This window comes from Veillonella atypica (assembly GCF_041431435.1).
Taxonomy (GTDB): Bacteria; Bacillota; Negativicutes; order Veillonellales; family Veillonellaceae; genus Veillonella; species Veillonella atypica.
On sequence record NZ_JAPVXV010000001.1, the window covers coordinates 397,142 to 415,954 of the forward strand.

Consider the following 18,813-nt stretch of genomic DNA (forward strand, 5'->3'; position numbering starts at 1 on the left):
ATATTAATGATTATTATAGTTAAATATTAGATTTTTAATTTTATCCTCAATATCATTCTGAATTTTATTATCTAAATTCAAATTAATATTAATATCTAAGCTTATAACATTATGAACAATCACTTTTATTATTTCTACTAAAAGCCTTTCATTATCATAAGTTCCTAATACAGAAGCTCGTCCTAATAAATAATCAACATATCTATTAATTTTCTTTGTTTCTATTAACTTAGCATAAAATGTCTTATATTTAATGACCTGACAAATTAGATATATAATGTTATCTTCAAGATCTCTATTACTCTCAAACTCACCATTTAAGGACTTAGAAAAGTGTAAATTATAAAAGAACTTTGTTATTATTCTAAAATCTTCAAAAATATCTTTTTCTAAATACGCCAAATACTCATTAATGATATCTTTATTAATTGATTTATCAAAACTTTTTATATTAGGAAGAACACCATTATCATAATTTAATAAATAATAATCTATTATTCTGTTTCTAATATCTACATCATTAATTTCTAACTTATTTGTTATATTACTCAATTTATTAATCTGTACTAATGCTGGTTTCTTCCATCCTTCTGTAATGATAATAGCTCTTCCTCTATCTAAATATGACATAAAACTTTTTTGTTCATCATTCAATGCCATTGTATTTCCAATAGCTTCCTTATCATCTTGAGCAAAAATCTTATGAACAATTTTTGTGCTTGTATTTTTCAGTACTTCAGGAGTCATTTTATTAGGAATTTGATCAACAATAATTAATGACTCCCCATATTTACGAACCTCTGCTAACATATCCGAAAAAACTTCTACACCATGTTTCTTATTAGTGCTATCACCTAATTCGTATTTACTTAGCAATCGGTGTGCTTCTTCTACAAGCGTTATATGTTGAAACTCATTATTCATATTAAATTGATATTTTACTGCTTCTAGTAAATTGGTAAGTATAAAACCCATAATAAGTGATTTTTCACTACCATCTTTTATCTCTTCTAATTCAATAACAACTTTTTGATTTACAAGTTTCTTAAAATCAATACTACGTGGTGTATTTAACATCATCCCTTTAGCACCAATAGTAAGAGCTTGTAATCTTGCTTTTAATGAGCCTAAATATTCAGCTTCTAACCTTTCTCCAAAGTCTTGTTCCTTCGTAATATACTCTATGGCATCAATAAAATCACTCAATGTTGGAAAAGCAAAGCTATCTGTAGAGAATGGATTTTCTTCCTGATTAGTAATTGGATTAATCCATTTATTGTTTTTTAAATTCCATCCTTTACGTTTATATACTTCATATGCAGCTGCCTCTATAATTTGTGGCATTGCAGCCTCCATATCAAATGATGACTGCATTGTAGCTTTAATCATATCAACACGACTACTAATTGATTCATTTTCAAACAATTCAAAGGGATTTAAAAAAAAAGGAGCGACTGTCTGTTTACCTAAAGTAAAATAAAACAAATCATTTATCGAATTTGATAATGCTCTATATTCTGTTTTAGCTGGCTCTATAACTAAAAAAGGCAGATTTGAGTTCATCAATATATTTTGACAAGTTGTTGTTTTTCCGGTTCCAGTCACACCACAAATAAATGTATGTGTTTTAAGAACTTCTTTATTTAAAAATATGGGATTTCCAGATTTAACTTTCCCTTGATGAACAAGATGGCCCAAAAAAATATTATCCTCTAAATTACTATTATTATCATAAATATTTACACCATACTCAACAGCATCCCGAATAGATACTCCAATTATTTCTTTTCTTGGTAGCCCCATCAAGAGTCCCAACTCACTAGAATTTAACCATGTGCCTATACTTTCTTTTGTTTCATCAAATAAATTAATCTTAGAAAATATTGAAGCCCATTGCTCACTAGGCTTATTTAATATTGGTATTTGTAAATTCTGAAGACAAAATTGTATATCTAATAAACCAGGATTATCATGCGTTATTTCAAAAAATCTTAATGGCGAAATATTACCTTTTTCTCCTCCATATAAACCAATTATAGTATTAGCTAAACTATATAAATCAGCTCTATTTTTATCTGCAAATAAATAAGCACATACTGTATATCCGGCTTTTCCTTTTGATAAATCAATCCTATTCAATAAAACATCATCAATATATTTTAACCAATCAACTACAGCTTTTTTTTCTACCTCTAAGGAATAAATTACTTGTGAAGAATTGCTACTATTTTTACTCGTTCGTTCTGAATAAGCATGAGAATTACTTACATTCGTATTTTTAGTATTTGATTCTTGTGTGCTATTAGTTGTATTTGTACTATTAGAATCATTTGTACTTACTACGACAGTTTTTGTTTTACTCCATTGTTCTGTATTTATTTCATTTGTTGAATCTCCATACTGTACGGAATTACTATCATCTTTATTCACACTTTCTGATATGCTTGTTTGGCTAGTTTTATTTAAATCAGATTTTGCATAATTCCTTGGATTTGAATACGATTCACTTTTGGTTAAATATTCTGATTCCAATTGACTAGTTGACTTCTGTTTATTAGTATTCTCTTGATGACTTACATCAGTCCGCTCATCCTTTCCTTTTATAGTACTAGATGTCTCTGATGTTACTCTATCAAAGTTTGTTCCCACCAAAACATTTTTTGTAGTAGAATGTGTATCTTCTTTTATCTTATCCGTTTGTGTATTAGTATTTTCTTGAACTGTATATTTGGTTAATGGAGATAACTTATCATATAACTTTTGTATTGAAGTATTAAATTTAATGATATCTGAATCTTTACAAGGATTTGCAACTACAACAAAACCAAATTCTCTGCCAATCATTGTATCTACTAATCGTTCAACACCTTGAAAATCAATTTTTTCTCCAGATTGTCCACTTTTAAATCCAGGAATGCCATTTAAAATACCTGAATAAGCATTATTTTTAATTCGATTTAGTATCAATTTTTTATCATTATTAGAAAGTAATTCTATTTTGCTTCCACCATAATTACCATCAATACTTGGTTTTAAAATACTATTAGCATATGATCTAAAATCTAATAGAGGTTCATTTTCTATTAAATGTAAATTCGGTACTATACCCAAATAAAATGAAATTTTGTTTGAATCACCTAATATAATATATACTAAATTTATATCTTGAAGATTTCTAAAAGAAGAAAGAATATTTTCCATTGATTCACGTCGTGGTCCTTCTTTTTTAGAGAAAATTAATTCATCTACTTTATATAAATAAAGGTTATTAATCTCTAAAGGTATTTCACTCAACTCATAAATCAATTGTTTATCAATATCAAATGATATATTACTTTCTGAATACTTCAATTCATATTCCTTGATATTATGTAAACAATATCTAGCATTTTTTAGTATTTTACTTATTTTTTCTTCCATTTTAAATCCTGTCTACCGTGATATAAAAACATCCTACTACAAAGTATTATTCTTTAATCTAAAATCATTTAACACTAACAATTGCATTGCCTTTACGTTCATTTAAATAAGCATTAACAAATCCCTGTAAATAAACTTTTGTAATATAACCATTTTTAACTAGACCATCAATATCTTCATGTTCATATACATTATAACGATCATTTTTACACACTTTATCAATTCGAATTACTTCTTCATTTTTAGTATAATTAAATAATTTAACCATATATAAAAAGTAACTCCATAGTATTTCTGCATCACTGAAATCCCTATTCTTAATAGCCTCTCTAGATACTAACCATATTTTTTCCAATGACTCTGTATTCATTGAGCTACTAAGAATAAAAGATTCAAAGTTTTTATATCCCAAATAAGCTTGTAATTTATCAATATATTTTTTATCAATAGAATTTAGTTGGTCATAGATTTTTTTTCCTTCAGTAAATCTTTCAGCTAACTCACTTTGTAACTCACCTATTTGTTTATTTAGGTTTTCAATTATACTGCTATTTTTATTTGCTATTAAATCAAGCTTTTCTCTCCCTTTTTTTTCTATTTCTAATATTTTTTCATTTAATTTTTCAATTTCAACTTTCAACCGTTTATTTTCTTCTTTAAGTTCTTGATTATGGGATATAATATCATCATTATCTAAATCAAAATTTTTTTTATAATTAATATTTATACCTTTTCTATTATTTACTTTCAAATCTTTATAGCTATTTATTTGATTATGGTTTTGGTTTGAGTAAATGACTTCTTTTAAAGTTTCTGAAAGACAGTCCTTAACCAGTTCTTTTATAATTTTTTTATCACAAACTAAATTAAAAGAAATTTTATCTATGTCCATCTTTTACTCCCTATAACAATATATACGTATTTTTATAGACATATTTTACCAATAAAATATTATTATATATTTAATATTTCATAAATTCTTCATAAAAGAATTCATCTTGTCCTCATAAACTAAAATCATAAAAGGCTACATAAAGTCATATGTAGCCTTTCTCCTCCTTATTGCAAACAACTAACTAATTTTTTGTAGCAAATCATAATAAGTCTTATAAATTGCTTGTTTAACTTTTCCTTCTTGTAATTCTGCCCAGGTTTCATTGATATAATTTGGACAGTAAGATATATAACAATCTAATGAATTATTAGGTATAAAAGATAACAGTTTTTGAATTGGTAAGTAATCATCATAATAGATTTCTTCTAAGTCTGATTTAATATGCCAATAGTATGTCAATGGTTTGGCATTACAATACCATTCTGGTTCTTGTAGATTTTCCTCAAGTGTTACATAGGCTTTCATAAAGATTGTTCTTAATTCATTTGTTAATGAACTAGGTTTATAAGTTTTCTCTTTTAGATAAGCTAGTATCTCAAATAATTCTTCGCTCCATACAAGATCAGGTACGATAAACTTGTCAAAGAGATATGGAAGTTCATTATCATGACTATTAAGTCTTGTATGTAACAAATCTTTTACTTGTTTTTTACTTTCATTATGGGGGCCACTTTTAATACATGGAATTATCATAGGCCGTCCTACACCATGAAAACCTTCTAGCAATTCCTCCATACGAATTTTAATTTCTTTGATGACGATAAGTTCAAAATTTTCTTTAGATTCATAGTTTGATTCAATGTATGTATCAAATGAGTCCAAATGCTTAAATGCCTCTATAATTTCATCTTTTTTAGGTTTTAAACCTTTTGTATCCCACTCAACCTGTTTGAGTTCTGCTTCTTTCATTTTTATATTCAATATTTTTTCAAATAGATTTAAAACAGATTCTTTTGATTCTTCATTAACTAACATATTTCTCATATACAAACACTCCTTAACATCTATAGATTAGTTACTATACTATTATTGATTCAAAGAATTATATAACTCTTTGCATTTTTCTTTGAAAGTATTTACATGCTTATTTTTGATACTCCAATTGATTGAGTTCGCATAATACATCACATCACATTCATATGGACTACCAGGCAATATAGCTAATAGTTCTTCTACAGGATTTAAATCATCTAAGTACAAATACTCCCACTCGTCCTCTAAATCCACATAATATTCAAAGGAATGAGCATCACTGTATTCAACTTTTTCTGGCAAGTTTCTATCTAGCAATGTAAACACATTTGTATATATTTCTTTTAATCTGTCTGAAAATGATCCTTTCATATAGAAATCATTAGTTAAAAAGGCTTTCATCACAAGTAATTCTTCACACCATGTTAAAAGTGGTACTACTTCTACATCATAGATATTAAGAATTCTTTGGTCATGTTCTTCTAAAGCTTCTTCTAGATTACGTTTTACCTTTTCTTCAGCTTCATCTCTTGAACCACTTTCAGAGGGAATAAAAATTTTCATCAATGCAGCGCATTCGGATGCTTCTCGAATTGATTCAATAGAACGTAAGCGTAGTTCTTCGTTTATTACAGCTATAAAAGTATTTACATCTCCCCATAAGTCTATTACCCAATCCTTAAAATGTTCTTTGTCAGCAAAGGTTTCCTTTAATTCATCTCTATACTTCTTTAATCCTTTTACAGCCCATTCTGCATGTAATCGATCATAGCGCTCACCAAAATCCTCATCTTCTCTTGGAACATCAAATTCTGCTTTTTCAATTTCTGCTTTAATGTCTTCTACTGTGATGATGGTTTCTTTTAAAGTTTTCATAGCTAATCTCCTCATAACACAACTAAAAACAATAAGTCTTATGGATTAACTTTAGTATACCGAAGCCTATACGTAATTTTTTACACACCAAAAAGCCGCCCAACCTAAGTTGAGCGGCTTTCACCATTCTGTTCAGAATTGTATGTAGTTTACATAGTCCCAGTGCTACCAATACCACCTGTACGTACGCCTGTTGCATCGTCATCATTAGTGATAAGGTATTTAGAGAAAATGCCTTGTGCAACGCGTTCGCCTTTTTCAAGGGTAACAGGTTCGTTGCCAAAGTTTAGGAGAGCAATCATGATATGACCTTCGTTCTCCTCATTGTTATAGTAATCGCTATCGATGATACCTGTGCTGTTCACAAGTGCTAGTTTGCGTTTAATGGCCATGCTAGAACGGATGTGGATAGCAAGGTATTCGTCGTATGCCATGAAGGCCTTAAGGCCTGTCGGCACGAGAACCACTTGATTTGGTTCTAAAGTAACAGCTTCAGCGCATTCAATATCATAGCCTGCGCTTTCTGTGGTTTTACGTGTTGGTAAATTGATATTTTGTTCTTCAAAAGCAGAAACTACTTCAAAGCCACGAATATCCATGTAACACCTCTTATTTCAAACAATCTTTACGGGACAAGTTAATACGGCCTTGTTTATCGATTTCGATAACCTTAACCATAATTTCGTCGCCTACATTTACAACGTCTTCTACATTTTCAACGCGTTCTTTCGCTAATTTAGAAATGTGTACAAGACCTTCTTTACCTGGTAATACCTCAACGAATGCACCGAATGCCATCAAGCGAGTTACTTTACCAAGGTATACTTCACCTACTTCAACTTCTTTAGTAAGGTTTTCGATGATTTGTTGCGCTTTTGCAGCACCTTCTTGGTCTACAGAAGCGATGAATACCGTACCATCATCTTCAATATCGATTTTTGCACCTGTTTCGTCAATGATGCTACGGATTACTTTACCGCCAGAACCAATTACGTCACGGATTTTGTCTGGATCAATTTTCATTGTAATGATGCGTGGAGCGTATTGGGACATTTGTTGACGAGGTTCAGCAATGGTATCTAACATAATGCCCATGATGTGCATGCGACCTTTATGAGCTTGTTCCAATGCTTCGTGAAGGATTTCACGAGACAAACCAGAAATTTTAATATCCATTTGGATGGCAGTTACACCCTTAGCTGTACCAGCCACCTTGAAGTCCATATCGCCAAGAGCATCTTCCATACCTTGGATATCTGTTAAGATTGTGTAGTGTTCGCCTTGTGTAACAAGACCCATTGCAATACCAGCTACAGGAGCTTTAATAGGTACACCAGCATCCATCAAGGACAATGTAGAGCCACATACGGAAGCCATGGAGCTAGAACCATTGGATTCTAATACTTCAGATACTAGACGCAATGCATATGGGAATTCTTCTTCGCTAGGAATGACAGGTACCAATGCGCGTTCAGCTAAAGCACCATGACCGATTTCACGGCGTCCAGGACCACGGGAGGAACGAGTTTCCCCTACGGAGAAGGATGGGAAATTGTAGTGGTGAATATAGCGTTTTTCTGTTTCTAAACCGATGCCATCAATTGTTTGTTTTTCAGACAATGGTGCTACAGTAGCTACGTTCAATACTTGAGTTTGACCACGTGTGAATAGACCGGAACCATGTGTACGAGGCAATACGCCTGTACGACAAGAGATTGGACGAACTTCATCAAGTTTACGGCCATCTGGACGGATTTTTTCAACAGTGATCATATGACGAACAATTTCCTTCGTCATAGCATCGAATGCTTTATTTACATCAGCTAAGTTATCTGGGTAGATTTCCGCGAAATGTGCCAATACGTCTTCACGTACTTCAGTTTCTTGTGCATCGCGTTGTTGTTTATCTGCACAACGAACGGCTGCGTCAAGTTTATCGTGACCATATGCGCGAACTGCATCAGCGATTTCAGCAGGTACGTCTTTGCTTTCAAATACGCGTTTTTCCTTACCTACTTTAGCTTTTACATCTTCTTGGAATGCAACGATTTTCTTAATTTCTTCGTGAGCAGCCATGATAACTTCAAGAATGGTTTCTTCTGGAACCTCTTGAGCGCCACCTTCAACCATAAGAATAGCGTCTTTTGTACCAGCTACTACGATATTAAGATCAGTTTCTTCTAATTGTACTTTTGTTGGGTTAACAACAAATTCACCATTTACACGACCCATGCGAACGCCAGCAATTGGGCCAGCCCATGGGATATCGGAAATAGATAATGCTGCAGATGCACCAATCATACCACAGATAGCAGGATCACAATCTTGATCTACGGACATAACTGTAGCTACAACGTGTACTTCGTTACGTACACCTTTATCAAATAGTGGACGAATAGGACGATCAATCAAACGGCTATTCAAGATAGCAGATTCAGGTGGACGTGCTTCACGTTTAATAAAACCACCTGGCAAACGACCAATAGCATACATTTTTTCTTCATAATCTACTGTGAGTGGGAAGAAATCGATATCCTTCGCCTCTTTAGAACCTGTAGCGGTAACGAGTACGCGTGTATCGCCATAACCAACCATTACGGCACCGCCAGCTTGTTTTGCAAGTTCCCCAGTCTCGATCGTAAGCGTACGACCAGCTAGGTCCATTTGGAATTGTTCCATTCCTATTCCTCCTAAAAATCTTCTTATACGTATACCTTATTATTATATATCATCTGTTAAAATTAAGCTATTTTTTCACTTTATTAAAAGCAACTAGCACAATAAAAAGGACAGAGTCGCCGCTCTGTCCTTTTTTCTGTGTTTCCACAATAGATTATCGGCAGTTGTTTCCCTTTGCCTAAATTCATTATAACACAAGGAAATAAAATAAAAAAGCCGTCCAAATGGACGGCTAATTGTATTATTTACGAAGACCAAGACGTTCGATAAGGGAACGGTAACGTTCGATATCTTTACGACGAAGGTAGTCAAGCATGTTACGGCGTTGACCAACCAATTTCAACAAACCACGACGGGAATGATGATCTTTTTTATGTTCTTTCAAGTGTTCAGTTAAGTATGTGATGCGGCTTGTCAAAATCGCAACTTGTACTTCTGGAGAACCAGTGTCACCTTCATGAGTAGCGTATTCTTTAATTACTGCTAATTTAGCTTCTGTAGTTAACATTAATGTTACCTCCTAAAAAAATAATAATCCCGATAAGCTTAAGTAACCGTTGGAGATTCGAATACTTCGCTTACGATATGTCTTATGACTTAGTTAAGTATACAGTATAATCCCCATAGTGTAAAGGTTTTCATGAAAAAAGAGAGGATAATATCCCCTCTTTTTTAAACTATATTATTTAGGTACTTATTTTGAACCGAGCATCATACGGTCACTTAACGCACCTTCGCCAGCTACTTCAAATTTTTGTAACAAATCAGCAACTGTTAATTTTTTCTTTTCTTCCCCTTTTACATCATAGATGATACGACCAGCGTCCATCATGATAAGACGATTACCAAAGCGCAATGCATCACGCATGTTGTGCGTAATCATAAGGGTTGTTAGATTATGTTCTGAAACAAGTTTATCTGTTAATTGCAATACATTTTCAGCTGTCTTAGGATCAAGTGCTGCTGTATGTTCGTCCAAGAGTAATAAATCAGGACGAAGCATAGTAGCCATAAGCAATGTAATAGATTGACGTTGACCACCAGATAATAGGCCCATCCGTGCAGATAGGCGATCTTCAAGGCCTAGACCTAATAGTGCAAGGCGTTCTTTAAAGAATGCTTGTTCGCTATCTTTGAAAGCCCATTTAAGACCTAAGTTTTTGCCACGGCGCATCGCAAGGATCAAGTTTTCTTCGATTTGCATATTGCCTGCTGTACCAACCATAGGATCTTGGAATACACGGCCGATATATTTAGCACGTTTGTATTCTGGCATTTTTGTTACATCAATATTGTTGATGGTAATACTGCCTTCATCGACAGGAAATACACCAGCGATGGAGTTTAGCAATGTACTTTTACCAGCACCATTACCACCGATTACGGTACAGAAATCGCCTTCTTCTAAGCGAAGGTCGATACCTTGTAGTGCAGTTTTTTCATTAATTGTGCCCTTAAAGAAGGTCTTTACCATATTTTTTACTTCTAACATAGTGTCCTCCTTAACGAGCTAACCATTTAGCTTTCAATGTAGGCAAAGAAAGCGCGATGGCAACAAGAATAGCAGTGAATAATTTTAAATCGTTTGGTGGCATACCCATGTAAAGTACGGCAGCGATAACGATACGATATACGATGGAACCAAGTACTACAGCAATGAGGCTACGAACAAAGGATTTTGTACCGAATACAACCTCACCGATAATAACGGATGCCAAGCCGATTACGATGGTACCAATACCCATGCCTACGTCGGCAAAGCCTTGGAATTGACCGATAAGCGCACCGGACATACCAACGAAACCGTTGGAAATTAATAGACCAAGAACGATCATATTATCTGTGTTCACGCCTTGGGCGCGAATCATTTGAGGGTTAACGCCTGTTGCACGTAATGCGGTACCAATTTCAGTACCGAAGAACCAGAATAGTAATAAACATACAACAACAGCTACGATAACACCAACAATAGCAGCAGACCACATATTTGGTGTATGAAGCACGCTACCAATAATTGTATAAATTGTATCCATGCGAAGTAAGGATACGTTGGCTTTCCCCATAATATGAAGGTTAATGGAATATAAAGCAATCATCGTTAAGATACCAGCTAACAATGCAGGAATCTTTAATTTTGTATGGATCCAACCTGTTACAGCACCGGCAGCCATGCCACCTACGCCAGCAATCAAGATAGAAAGAATTGGGTTCATACCAGTTGTAATCAAGATGGCGGAAATGGCCGCCCCCATTGGGAATGTCCCTTCAACAGTCAAGTCGGCCACATCAAGAACGCGGAATGTAATGAATACACCGACCGCCAACAAGGACCACAAAAGGCCTGTTGTTATGGTGCCTACCACTAAATCTAACATCAAAATCTCCTCTTTTATTTCATATCTTTACGAAGTGCATCAGGAATTGTAATACCCAATTTTTTAGCACGTTCTTCGTTGACAGTCAATTTAATATCCTTTTGTGTTTCGATAGCCATATCGCTAACTTTTGCTTCGCCAGAAAGAACTTTAGCTGCCATCAAACCTGTTTGGTAACCCAATTTATAGTAATCTACAGAATATGTTGCTACACCACCAGTCATTGTCATGCCTTCATCAGCTGCAAATACTGGAATTTTAGCAGCATCTGTAATTTGTGCTAAGTTAGCCATAGCAGATGCTAATACATTATCTGTTGGTGTATAAATAGCTTGTACATCTTGATTTACAAGATTTGTTGCTGCTTGTTGAATATCGTTTACATTGGAAACTGTAGCTTCTACAACTGTAATACCTTTTGTAGCAGCATAGGCTTTCATTTTTTCAACTTGTAATTGGGAATTAATTTCAGAGGATGTGTAAATCGCACCAATACGTTTAACATTTGGAACTAAAGCGATGATAAGATCTACCTCTTTTTCAACAGGTGTCATATCAGAAGTACCAGTTACGTTGCCACCTGGGTGTTCGTTAGATTGAACAAGTTTAGCTGTCACATAGTCTGTAATAGCTGTACCTAAGATTGGCATATCATGAGATGCATTTGCCATCGTTTGAGCCGCTGGTGTTGCGATTGCTAGTACTAAATCCTTTTTATCGGATACAAAACGTTGTGCAATACTATTCAAATTAGATTGGTCAGCTTGTGCATTTTGTTGGTCTATTTTAATGTTTTCCCCATCTTTAAAACCTTTAGATGCAAGACCATCTACAAAGCCTTTATTAGCAGCATCAAGGGATGGATGTTCTACTAATTGAATAACGCCAATTTTCTTTTGGTCACTAGTAGTAGTATTGGAACCACAACCAGCTACCATTGCCATAACAGTGATGGCACTAAGTGCCACTGCAATACCTTTTTTCCAGTTCATGTGTAACTCCTTACCAGTTAAGTACTAAATCATAGTTGCTTTGTTCATCAAATCCTCTGGTAAGGTGATGCCCAATTTTTGTAATTTATCTTTATTTACAACTAATTTGAATTCTTTTTGCATTTCAATCGGCATATCTTCGACTTTAGATTCACCAGTTAGCACCTTAGCCGCCATCAAGCCAGTTTGGTAACCAAGTTTGTAGTAGTCTACAGATAAGGACATAACCGCACCGCCTTTTACGTGGTTATCTTCACCGCCGAATACAGGAATTTTTGCAGGGTCGGTAATCGCTACAAGATTGCTCATAGCAGATGCTACCACATTATCTGTTGGTACATAAATGGCATCAACACGTTGAGATACAAGGTTTTGTGCCGCTTGTTGAATATCGTTTACATTAGAAACAGTAACCTCTTCAACCTTAATGCCCTTTGTAGCTGCGTAAGCTTTCATCTTTTCAACTTGAATTTGAGAATTTACTTCGCTAGAGCTATAAATCGTACCGATTGTTTTAGCATTTGGCAATACTTTTAAAATCAAATCTACTTGTTGTTCTACAGGGTTCATATCAGATGTACCAGATACATTACCACCTGGATGTTCATTAGATTTAACAAGTTTAGCAGCTTCGTAATCAGTAATAGCTGTACCCAAGATTGGAATATCATGAGTTGCATTCGCCATGGATTGAGCCGCTGGCGTAGCAATTGCTAAAATCAAATTTTTACGATCAGATACAAAACGCTGTGCAATACTATTCAAATTAGATTGGTCAGCTTGTGCGTTTTGTTGATCAAAGGTAATTTTATCAGATAAGCCCTTTTCCTTAAGAGCATCAACAAAACCTTTATTTGCCGCATCTAGTGCTGGATGTTCTACGAGTTGTACAACACCAACCTTATATTCTCCATTAGATGTAGTTTCATTTGTGCCACAGCCTGTGAAAGCCATCAATGCTGCCGCCGTGAGCGCGAGGGCAATGCCTTTTTTCAAGTTCATTGGGTCTTCCTTCCTATATTCGAAATAATAATACTTCTATTATAAACAACTTTGAGCACTACATCAATGTATCAGACTAAAGTATTTTACATTTGTCCTTATGTAGAGCACATATTGTATTCTAACAGATTTATTATTTATCTAGAGAAGCTAGCATATCCTCTGTCAATTCATTGGCTGCTAGAATGTATTCTTTTAGTGTCCCCTTATCGAGGGCCACCTTCATTACGGGCACTTCAAATGGGTCAAGGATGACACACATTAAAATTTCTCCCGTTACATAATAGCCCACAACGGCTTCCCCTTCATCTTCATCTAAGGTTTCCCGTTTAACAGTCACACAATATGGTTTCATGACCTCCATAGCAGCTTTAGCCACCTCTTCGCGGGTAGCGATATATTCTCTTGCCTTTGTTTCAGGAATATCAAAAATATCGACCTTTACGGTCTTAACCTCTGTTGCCTCTCCCTTCGCCGCCTCGATAGCAGCGCCTAATTCCGTTTGTTTCATCCTATACCTCACATAACATGGACTTTCACCAATGGTGAAAGCCCCATCATACTAGATTGTTTCATCATCTGCATTCAAAAATGCTACGTAACAACGTTTTGCTTCATAAATATCGGCCTTAGATGTAACCTCCCATGGTGCATGCATGCTAAGAACAGCAACGCCGCAGTCGATTACATTCATACCATATAAGGCCATGATATACGCAATGGTGCCACCACCGCCAAGGTCAACCTTGCCGAGTTCAGCCGTTTGGTATGTTACGTTATTAGATTCCATTACACGGCGGATAAAGCCCATATATTCTGCATTGGCATCATTGGAACCGGATTTACCACGAGAACCGGTAAATTTATTAAATACGACACCCATACCGAGGTAAGAAGCATTTTTCTTTTCAAAAGCAGATGCATACAATGGATCATATCCAGCGCTAACATCAGAGGATAGCATACGAGAATTTTCCAATGTACGACGCACATTTACCGAATTAGGTTTCCCCATCAATGTTAAGATTTCTGCTACCGCATTTTCAAAGAAGCGAGATTGCATGCCTGTAGCACCAACGGAACCAATTTCTTCTTTATCTACCAATAAACAGCAAGTCGTACGTTTTACCTTATCAACTTCGAGCATAGCCACCAAGGATGTGTAAGCACAGACACGGTCATCTTGGCCGTACGCTAATACCATGGAGCGATCAAAGCCCATATCGCGCGCCTTACCAGCTGGTACAATTTCAAGTTCAGCAGATAATAAATCGCGTTCTACAAATCCATATTCTTTTTCAAGGAGGTTATTAATAAATTTAGTAACCCCTTCTTTTTCTTCATCTTTAATAGGACGACTGCCGATGAGAAGATCAAGAGCCTCACCTTCAATCACCTTGGCTGCATTCTTTTGCATTTGTTCTTGTCCTAAGTGAGGCAATAAATCTGTAATGCAGAATACAGGATCAGATTCTTTATCACCAATATTAATGTTGATGCGTGTACCATCTGTTTTTACTACAACCCCATGAATGGCAAGCGGCATAGCTACCCAGTGGTATTTTTTTATACCGCCATAGTAGTGTGTATCCCAAAACACCAAATTGCTATCTTCATATTGAGGGTTTTGTTTTACGTCAATGCGCGGAGAATCGATATGAGCACCAAGGATATTCATACCGAGGTCTAAATCATCGGTACCGATATTAAATAGCGCAATAGATTTATCCATATGAGTATAGTAAATCTTATCGCCCGCTTTAATTGGCGTGTTAGATTTAATCAAGTCTTTTAAATCAACATAGCCAGCTTTTTTGGCAGCTTCTACAGATTGAATGACACATTCGCGTTCTGTTTTACCATTATCCAAAAATTGACGATACGAGTCACCTAATGACATCACGTCTTGTAATGTTTGTTCGTCATAATTATGCCAAGCATATTTACGTTCCATAATTTCATCCCTTTCTATATAAGCATACAGCACAGTATATCGAGTGTTATGCTTTTGATTTTTCTAATAATTCTTTTTGACGGCGCTCATAGTAGAGCCGCTCTTTCTCTCGGTTAATTTCCGATTTTTCTCTATATAGTTTATCGATTTCATCAGTACTATGACTCAATACCTTTGTTACATAAAACTTGGTAATTCCCGACTTAATCGTATATTTTCCTACCTTTAACTGAATGGCAAATTCTCCGTGTTTCGGACAAATGCCTATAGATAAATGCTTATCTCCTTGTATCCGCTCAGGACGTGTCGTTTCCAACCGACTTTGGCAATAGGGACAAAAGGATAGTCGCACTCGTCTATCATAAACGATACGTTTCTTTTCTTGAAAGTTATCGTACATAAAGAAGGTCAAACCCGGTGGATATAAAAATGGATTTGGCGCCTCTTTCCGTATGGAATCATAATGCAATAATGCTGTTGGCAAATCTAGCTTTTGGCAGATATGTGCCGTAAATATAGCATCGTGAAGTGCATTATGAGCAGATAATGCTTCAGATGATATATGTAAATCCTCCATAGCATGAGCTACAGAGTACTGTTGTGTCGTGCCATATCGTTGATAGCTGTATAGCATCTGTGCATCCGCCCAAGAATCATAGTCGATACTCTTTAATTTATGGAGCAATAAATTTTCTCGCAATATAAGAATATCGTCAGCGCCCCAAGATAGGAGCATATAATCCTTGCCACACCATTGTTGAAAATGACTGTAGGCCGCCCTAAATGGGACACCTCGATTTAAATCTTGATTGGTGATGCCTGTAAGGGCCTTTACATGCTTATGCATATGTGGTAAATATTTAGGTTTTACATACATTGTGAACGAATCCACAATCTCTAAATTCTCATTGAGCTTAATAGCTCCGATTTGAATGATTTCACCGGTCAACGGCATCCGTGCTCGCTTCATAAAGCTAATGTCGTTGCTATATGGTTGATTCCACTCTAAATCAAAAATAATATAATCCATAACTTACGATTCCTGCAGTAATATTTCAGCTGCCTTAATCACTTGTTCTTCGGTAATAACAGAAATACCTTTGTACTTGCCTTCTTTAATAACCTGTTTCATGCTTTTACCAATTTCATAATGGTCCATCGACTCAAGTACAATAGATTTTGCTTGGTACGGACCATAGAAAAATGGATTAGACGGTCCATAAAGGGCTACGATAGGAACACCCTGACTAATGGCTACGTGCATAGGTCCAGAATCATTCGTAATCAGCAAGTCACACCATTTCATGGCCGCAGCTAAAGGGCCCAATTTAAAAGCACCTGTAGCCACGATTGGCGACGTCTTCATCTGTTCTACAACAGGTTTTACCATGTCCAAATCCATGGGGCCCCCAAAGAATACAGTTTTATACCCTTTATTGCCAAAATAATCGGCTACATCTGCAAAGCGCTCTGCGGGCCATCGTTTTTCAGGCACTGCACTGCCAATATTAAAACCAATAATCTTATCACGAGGCATAACGCCTTGGCTTTTATAAAAACGGAATACCTCGTCATTCCATTCCTTACTAGTCTCGATATGTAATCCGTGATTAGCTACGTCGGTGACGCCTAATTGCTCTAATACGTTAATGTACATATCAGCGGCATGACGTGTCTTGCGATCAAGACGGGTATATTTCGTCATAAATGGTCTAAATAGGAAATGACTCATCCCTGTCGTTACCTTACCGTGAATTTTCCATGCCAAATATGATGTACGTTCATTAGGATGCAGGTTGATAACGATATCTGGACGACCTTGGTCGTTAATGCGACGAGCGATCTCATTTAACCCTTTAATGCTATTATGACGTCCTTTTTTATCGACCGTAATCAAATCATCGATATAAGGATTGTATTTCATCACATCTTGTAACTTTTCATCAATCACATAGGTGATATGACTATGAGGTGCTGCTTTACGCAACACCTCTAGAAATGGAGTCGTTAATACTACATCACCTAAATGCATGAGAAAGGTTACGACAATACGTTTATAATCAAGTTCCATCATAAATCCTTTCTCAACATTTCAGAATACACATCCCATACCGCATCTACTGGAATTTGTGCCATACAGTCGGGATCATCTACTAGCGGCTGTTCAGGTGTAGCCTTAGATGTAGGGGAAATAATAAGATGCACATGACTGCCCCCATACGGACCCGTTCTATGCGGTGATGTCGTACCAAACAACGCGATTAATGGTTTCTTTAACGCGTTTGCGATATGTAAAGGCCCCGTATCAGCGCTGATAAAAATATGGCAGTGACGAATCAACTCAATTAACTCAGCCATGGTCGTTTGACCAACTAAATTAATGAGATTATCGCTCTTCACATAGTTTTCTATAAATTGACCTTTTTCACTATCATCAGACGAACCTGCAATGACCACCTTTTTACCACTTTCACAAAGGCGAATACATAATTCACCAAAATTTAATAACGGCCATTCCTTAACAATCCATCGAGCACCAGGTACAACGACAACGTAATCATCGGTTACACCTAGTTCGGATAGCCGGTTGCGAATCTTCCCTTCTGCTGCATGGTCATGAGGCATGGGAAATTCCACACCGTCCACTTCGCCACCTAAGGCACGTACCGTATCGAGATAACGCTCAATAACGTGATCATATTTATGAGCTCCTACTAGAGCTTTATTAACTAATTGACTGCCCTCGCGAAGTTCCCAATAGCCATATTTCTCAGGAGAACCCGATAGTAGAGATACAATGGCACTTTTGGCGATACATTGTAAATCTAAGGTCATATCGAAATGACGACTATGTAGTTCTTTACGAAGATTCCATAAATAAGACGGCGATTTTAATTGTTTCTTATCGATGATAATTACTTCGTCCACCCAAGGGGTACCTGGCAAGAGGCTCGCAAATTGTTCATGTATGGCCCAGGTAATTTTTGCGTGCGGCAAATTTTGGCGCAATGCATATAATGTTGGCAATGCGTGAATGACATCACCTAAGGAACTCATTTTTATAATGAGTATATTGGAATAGTCCTTCATAATAACCCCTCTATGAACGAAGAATACACACAAATGTGGTTCATTCAAAAATTAATGATTTAAAATCTTTTTCATGAAATGTAATAGATTGGATTCTGTAAACAGATATCCCTTTACCCCTGCAGCCTCAGCAGCATCTACATCACGTTGGCTATCACCGATGAGAAAGCTATGTTCAACATCAACATCAAAATCCTTGATAGCTTGCAAAATCATACCAGGCTTTGGTTTACGACAATTACAATCGACAGCATAGCGTTCTACAGTGCCATCCTTGTGATGTGGGCAATAATAGAAATGTAAAATAGGTGCACCCGCTTTAAACAGTTCATTCCCCATATAATCATGTAGGATTTGTACATCGGTTTCCTTATAATAACCTCGTGCCACACCACTTTGGTTTGTTACGACTATAAGTTCATAACCAGAATCATGGGCTAATTTCAATGCTTCTTTTGCACCATCAACCCACTGTAGATCCGCTATCTTATAGAGATAGGAAACATCCTTGTTGATAACCCCATCTCTATCGAGGAATAACACCTTTCTCATACTGCA

17 protein-coding genes are annotated in these 18,813 nt (G+C 35.8%); all 17 read right to left on the reverse strand.

Features of this window, described 5'->3' with window-relative positions:
* Nucleotides 1–3: 3 nt before the first annotated feature.
* Nucleotides 4–3,420 (reverse strand): hypothetical protein, encoded by a 3,417-nt coding sequence (locus O3598_RS01895; protein WP_371451543.1) that lies wholly within the window; start codon nt 3,418–3,420, stop codon nt 4–6.
* Nucleotides 3,421–3,484: 64 nt separating this feature from the next.
* Nucleotides 3,485–4,312 carry a hypothetical protein gene (locus O3598_RS01900; protein WP_371451545.1) on the reverse strand — a complete coding sequence of 276 codons (828 nt, stop codon included), beginning with the start codon at nt 4,310–4,312 and terminating at the stop codon, nt 3,485–3,487.
* A gap of 180 nt (nt 4,313–4,492) precedes the next feature.
* A complete protein-coding gene (locus O3598_RS01905) occupies nt 4,493–5,299 on the reverse strand; it encodes a hypothetical protein (protein WP_371451547.1) in 807 nt (268 codons plus the stop codon).
* Between the two features lie 42 nt (nt 5,300–5,341).
* Nucleotides 5,342–6,163, reverse strand: coding sequence for a hypothetical protein (locus O3598_RS01910; protein WP_371451549.1), 822 nt, complete (start codon nt 6,161–6,163; stop codon nt 5,342–5,344).
* A gap of 149 nt (nt 6,164–6,312) precedes the next feature.
* A complete protein-coding gene (dut, locus tag O3598_RS01915; RefSeq protein ID WP_005379026.1) occupies nt 6,313–6,762 on the reverse strand; it encodes a dUTP diphosphatase in 450 nt (149 codons plus the stop codon).
* Nucleotides 6,763–6,772: 10 nt separating this feature from the next.
* Nucleotides 6,773–8,842 carry a polyribonucleotide nucleotidyltransferase gene (locus tag O3598_RS01920; RefSeq protein ID WP_371451551.1) on the reverse strand — a complete coding sequence of 690 codons (2,070 nt, stop codon included), beginning with the start codon at nt 8,840–8,842 and terminating at the stop codon, nt 6,773–6,775.
* 241 nt (nt 8,843–9,083) lie between these two features.
* Complete coding sequence (gene rpsO, locus O3598_RS01925) at nt 9,084–9,350, reverse strand: 30S ribosomal protein S15 (protein ID WP_005379030.1); 267 nt, start codon at nt 9,348–9,350, stop codon at nt 9,084–9,086.
* A gap of 186 nt (nt 9,351–9,536) precedes the next feature.
* Complete coding sequence (locus O3598_RS01930) at nt 9,537–10,334, reverse strand: ABC transporter ATP-binding protein (protein WP_005379071.1); 798 nt, start codon at nt 10,332–10,334, stop codon at nt 9,537–9,539.
* Nucleotides 10,335–10,344: 10 nt separating this feature from the next.
* Entirely contained in the window at nt 10,345–11,217 is an 873-nt protein-coding gene (locus O3598_RS01935; protein ID WP_005378866.1) for an ABC transporter permease, read from the reverse strand.
* A 14-nt stretch (nt 11,218–11,231) separates the two neighbouring features.
* Nucleotides 11,232–12,209, reverse strand: coding sequence for an ABC transporter substrate-binding protein (locus tag O3598_RS01940; RefSeq protein ID WP_119982672.1), 978 nt, complete (start codon nt 12,207–12,209; stop codon nt 11,232–11,234).
* 24 nt (nt 12,210–12,233) lie between these two features.
* Nucleotides 12,234–13,211 carry an ABC transporter substrate-binding protein gene (locus tag O3598_RS01945; protein ID WP_316579207.1) on the reverse strand — a complete coding sequence of 326 codons (978 nt, stop codon included), beginning with the start codon at nt 13,209–13,211 and terminating at the stop codon, nt 12,234–12,236.
* A 133-nt stretch (nt 13,212–13,344) separates the two neighbouring features.
* Entirely contained in the window at nt 13,345–13,722 is a 378-nt protein-coding gene (locus O3598_RS01950; RefSeq protein ID WP_371451553.1) for a hypothetical protein, read from the reverse strand.
* A 51-nt stretch (nt 13,723–13,773) separates the two neighbouring features.
* Entirely contained in the window at nt 13,774–15,165 is a 1,392-nt protein-coding gene (locus O3598_RS01955; RefSeq protein ID WP_371451555.1) for an aminopeptidase, read from the reverse strand.
* A 46-nt stretch (nt 15,166–15,211) separates the two neighbouring features.
* Complete coding sequence (locus O3598_RS01960) at nt 15,212–16,195, reverse strand: 3'-5' exonuclease (protein ID WP_371451557.1); 984 nt, start codon at nt 16,193–16,195, stop codon at nt 15,212–15,214.
* A 3-nt stretch (nt 16,196–16,198) separates the two neighbouring features.
* Nucleotides 16,199–17,236 (reverse strand): glycosyltransferase family 9 protein, encoded by a 1,038-nt coding sequence (locus O3598_RS01965; protein ID WP_371451667.1) that lies wholly within the window; start codon nt 17,234–17,236, stop codon nt 16,199–16,201.
* A complete protein-coding gene (locus O3598_RS01970; protein WP_371451559.1) occupies nt 17,236–18,255 on the reverse strand; it encodes a glycosyltransferase family 9 protein in 1,020 nt (339 codons plus the stop codon). Before O3598_RS01970 ends, O3598_RS01965 begins: the two co-directional genes overlap by 1 nt.
* Before the next feature lie 51 nt (nt 18,256–18,306).
* Nucleotides 18,307–18,807, reverse strand: coding sequence for a D-glycero-alpha-D-manno-heptose-1,7-bisphosphate 7-phosphatase (locus tag O3598_RS01975; protein ID WP_316584961.1), 501 nt, complete (start codon nt 18,805–18,807; stop codon nt 18,307–18,309).
* Between the last annotated feature and the right edge of the window lie 6 nt (nt 18,808–18,813).

Bases quoted from the DNA above. Each gene is read 5' to 3' on its own strand.
- O3598_RS01940 (WP_119982672.1), bottom strand. From the start codon at position 12,209: ATGAACTGGAAAAAAGGTATTGCAGTGGCACTTAGTGCCATCACTGTT.
- O3598_RS01905 (WP_371451547.1), bottom strand. From the start codon at position 5,299: ATGAGAAATATGTTAGTTAATGAAGAATCAAAAGAATCTGTTTTAAAT.
- O3598_RS01945 (WP_316579207.1), bottom strand. From the start codon at position 13,211: ATGAACTTGAAAAAAGGCATTGCCCTCGCGCTCACGGCGGCAGCATTG.
- dut (WP_005379026.1), bottom strand. From the start codon at position 6,762: ATGGATATTCGTGGCTTTGAAGTAGTTTCTGCTTTTGAAGAACAAAAT.
- O3598_RS01935 (WP_005378866.1), bottom strand. From the start codon at position 11,217: ATGTTAGATTTAGTGGTAGGCACCATAACAACAGGCCTTTTGTGGTCC.
- O3598_RS01910 (WP_371451549.1), bottom strand. From the start codon at position 6,163: ATGAAAACTTTAAAAGAAACCATCATCACAGTAGAAGACATTAAAGCA.
- O3598_RS01965 (WP_371451667.1), bottom strand. From the start codon at position 17,236: ATGGAACTTGATTATAAACGTATTGTCGTAACCTTTCTCATGCATTTA.
- rpsO (WP_005379030.1), bottom strand. From the start codon at position 9,350: ATGTTAACTACAGAAGCTAAATTAGCAGTAATTAAAGAATACGCTACT.
- O3598_RS01900 (WP_371451545.1), bottom strand. From the start codon at position 4,312: ATGGACATAGATAAAATTTCTTTTAATTTAGTTTGTGATAAAAAAATT.
- O3598_RS01920 (WP_371451551.1), bottom strand. From the start codon at position 8,842: ATGGAACAATTCCAAATGGACCTAGCTGGTCGTACGCTTACGATCGAG.
- O3598_RS01960 (WP_371451557.1), bottom strand. From the start codon at position 16,195: ATGGATTATATTATTTTTGATTTAGAGTGGAATCAACCATATAGCAAC.
- O3598_RS01975 (WP_316584961.1), bottom strand. From the start codon at position 18,807: ATGAGAAAGGTGTTATTCCTCGATAGAGATGGGGTTATCAACAAGGAT.
- O3598_RS01895 (WP_371451543.1), bottom strand. From the start codon at position 3,420: ATGGAAGAAAAAATAAGTAAAATACTAAAAAATGCTAGATATTGTTTA.
- O3598_RS01930 (WP_005379071.1), bottom strand. From the start codon at position 10,334: ATGTTAGAAGTAAAAAATATGGTAAAGACCTTCTTTAAGGGCACAATT.
- O3598_RS01950 (WP_371451553.1), bottom strand. From the start codon at position 13,722: ATGAAACAAACGGAATTAGGCGCTGCTATCGAGGCGGCGAAGGGAGAG.
- O3598_RS01955 (WP_371451555.1), bottom strand. From the start codon at position 15,165: ATGGAACGTAAATATGCTTGGCATAATTATGACGAACAAACATTACAA.
- O3598_RS01970 (WP_371451559.1), bottom strand. From the start codon at position 18,255: ATGAAGGACTATTCCAATATACTCATTATAAAAATGAGTTCCTTAGGT.